The following is a 3,504-nucleotide window of genomic DNA, read 5'->3' on the forward strand; positions in this document are numbered from 1 at the left end:
AACAACTTTGACTGGATCCAGAACGGCCATTGCACGAGGTGCATTTTCGTTTAGATCATCACGAATACAAGATTCCAGTGAGCCCATCTCGATGGTGTTGTCTTGCTTGGTCACACCAATGCGCTTACAAAATTCGCGGATAGAGGCAGAAGTAAAGCCACGACGACGCAGGCCAGAGATAGTCGGCATACGCGGATCATCCCAACCAGAAACCAGATTATCGGTAACCAGCTGGTTCAACTTACGCTTGGACATTACCGTGTACTCAAGGTTCAGGCGGCTGAACTCGTACTGGCGAGGCTGGCAGTCAATCGTAATGTTATCCAGTACCCAGTCGTACAGACGGCGGTTGTCCATAAACTCCAGGGTACAGATAGAGTGCGTAATACCTTCCAGCGCATCAGAGATACAGTGCGTGAAGTCGTACATCGGATAGATGCACCACTTGTCGCCAGTCTGGTGGTGAGTCGCGAAACGCACACGGTAAATAACCGGATCACGCATCACCATAAACGGTGACGCCATGTCTATCTTGGCGCGAAGGCACATCTTGCCCTCTTCCACTTCGCCATTTTTCATTTTATCGAACAGCGCCAGGTTTTCTTCAACGCTGCGATCACGGTATGGGCTGTGTTTACCCGGCTCAGTCAGTGTGCCACGGTATTCACGCATTTGCTCTGGACTTAGCTCATCAACATACGCTAAGCCTTTATTAATCAATTCAATAGCAAACCCGTATAGCTTGTCGAAGTAGTTTGATGAATAGCAAATTTCACCACTCCACTCGAAGCCCAACCAGTTAACATCGTTCTTAATAGACTCAACGTATTCGATGTCTTCTTTCTCAGGGTTAGTATCGTCGAAACGTAAATTACATTGACCCTGATAGTCCTGAGCAATACCGAAGTTCAAACAAATTGATTTAGCATGACCGATGTGCAGGTAGCCATTCGGCTCCGGCGGGAATCGGGTATGTACGCTTGTATGTTTGCCACTTGCTAAATCCGCATCAATGATCTGGCGGATAAAGTTAGTTGGACGAGCTTCAGATTCACTCATCTATTACACCTCGTGTGCTTACAGGATTTTAGAACCCTCTATGATCCATAAATATGGTGCACGACTCAACAAATAGTGTGCATTGTTTGTCGATATGTATAAAAAAACCCCGCTATCGCAGGGCAATATAAACAGATGACACCCAATTTGAGCACCAATATACCCAAGCTACCTCAAGATGCAGGATTCAGAGTGAGGCCAGCGGGCTCAGGTCAAGGAAAATAACGGTAGGAATGGTAGTCCCTTTCAACGTTTTTTGACACAGAAATGAGTTCGCTGGCTCACTCCCAAAGGGCGAGTTCCAGTTCTTTTAAATAGATAGGGGCTTCTATGCGTTGTTACCGATTATTGATTTAGAACCACTAGATCATCAAATCGGCGCCTAGCCTAGTAGCCAAGTAATTCTCGCTGAAACGAGCATCTTGAGGTAGCTTGGGTATAACAACATTCCTCTCGGGAGACCACTGCAAATACAGGGACCCCAAGCCTAAAACTACCAGGGCAGCTTCGGAATAAACTTCGGGGAAAGCGTATTCGGAAACTAACTAGGCAAACCTGCCGAACCTGAGCGTATCCTTGCAGTCGCGGTGAGCCAACCATCAGTGGAAGCTTGTTTTGAAAAAAAACGGCCTCAACAATGAGGCCGACCTGCATACACAACTATAGGCTCCAGACCGGAGCCTATGTAATAGTTGATTAAGGCAGTTTTACTGCAGAAAGATCTTCTGATGCCGGGATTTTTTTCATTTCGCCAGCAACGATTTCTGCTAGTGGGCCAAGGATAACCTGGATATTGTTGGTACCAAGCTTAACCACCCCCATAGCACCCAGAGCCTTCAGGGTCTTCTCGTCAGCCAGACTGCTGTCTTTCAGCGTCAGACGCAGACGAGTGATACATGCATCGATATTTTCAAGGTTACCGTGACCACCCAATGCTTTCAGGTACTGTTTTGCCAGCTCGCCAGTTTCTGCAGAGCCTGTCGCAGCACTCTCTTCACCTTCGTCATCTTCACGGCCCGGAGTCTTCAGGTTGAACTTAACAATGACAGTACGGAAGATTGCGTAGTACAGGCCGAAGAATACCAGACCTTGTACAATCAGCATGTACCAGTTAACCGCTAGCGGGTTACGTGTAGACAGCACCATATCGACCAGACCAGCCGAGAAGCCGAAGCCAGCAATCCACTGCATTGATGCCGCAATGTATACAGATAAGCCGGCAAGTGCTGCGTGAACAACGTATAGCGCAGGTGCCAGGAACATGAAGGCAAATTCTAGCGGCTCAGTAACACCGGTGAAGAAAGATGCGAAACCGGCTGCAATCATGATTGAAGCAACTTTTTCTTTGTTCTTCGCTTTCGCCGTATGGTACATCGCAAGTGCCGCACCAGGCAGACCGAACATCATGATTGGGAAGAAGCCAGCCTGATACATACCGGTCACACCCGGCGTCGCCACACCTTCAGCAATAGATTTCGCGCCACCAAGGAAGTTAGGAATATCGTTGATACCGGCAACGTCAAACCAGAAAACAGAGTTCAGTGCGTGGTGAAGACCAACAGGAATCAATAGACGGTTAAAGAATGCATAGATACCAGCACCTAGCTCACCCATACCCTGGATACCTTCACCGAAGTTCACTAGACCACCATAAACAGCTGGCCAGATGTACATCAGGATGAAAGCAATAAAGATACCAGCGAATGACGTCAGGATAGGAACCAGACGCTTGCCCGAGAAGAATGCCAGGGCCTTGTGAAGCTCTACAGCAGAGAAACGGTTATAGATTTCTGCAGATACGATACCGACTAAGATACCGACAAATTGGTTATTGATCTTCGCGAACGCTGCAGGAACTGCGCTAGGGTCAATACCTTGAATTTGTGCCACTGCTCCCGGAGACAGCAGTGTTGTAACGACTAAAAAGCCAACAAAACCAGAAAGTGCTGCGGCACCATCTTTATCTTTAGACATACCATACGCAACACCAATTGCGAACAGTACAGACATGTTATCAATAATAGCGGCACCAGCCTTGATCAAAAATGCAGCCAGTGCACTGTTTGCACCCCAGCCGTTCGGATCAATCCAGTAACCAATACCCATTAATATTGCGGCGGCAGGCAGCGTGGCAACTGGTACCATCAGCGCCTTACCTACTTTCTGAAAATATCCAAGAATATTCACCCTTAGTTCCCCCTATGGTTTTCTTAGATGCGATCCAGATAACTTTTTTTAGTTATCCGATTAAGTTATTTGCAGTGTAAGAGATTAATTTCGCCCCGCAAATTAAAACCTCATCAATTGTGATCTTTATCACCTGATTAACTAACAATAGAGCGATTTTGCTAGCCCGATCATAAAACTTATTTTATTATCCAAAACAAAGGCAATATGCCGCTAAGATTTAATCGTATTTTCTACTAGGAATGAGGTATCACCGTG

2 protein-coding genes are annotated in these 3,504 nt (G+C 46.8%); both read right to left on the reverse strand.

Annotated features, from left to right (window positions below; genetic code table 11):
• Positions 1–1,059 (reverse strand): glutamine--tRNA ligase (glnS, locus tag MHN01_RS20680; RefSeq protein ID WP_239413151.1); only part of this gene is annotated, 1,059 nt, incomplete at its 3' end.
• Between the two features lie 696 nt (positions 1,060–1,755).
• A complete protein-coding gene (gene nagE / locus MHN01_RS20685) occupies positions 1,756–3,246 on the reverse strand; it encodes an N-acetylglucosamine-specific PTS transporter subunit IIBC (RefSeq protein ID WP_239413152.1) in 1,491 nt (496 codons plus the stop codon).
• Positions 3,247–3,504: the final 258 nt, after the last annotated feature.

The sequence above is a fragment of the Photobacterium sp. OFAV2-7 genome (assembly GCF_022347985.1).
In the GTDB taxonomy this organism is placed as follows: domain Bacteria; phylum Pseudomonadota; class Gammaproteobacteria; order Enterobacterales; family Vibrionaceae; genus Photobacterium.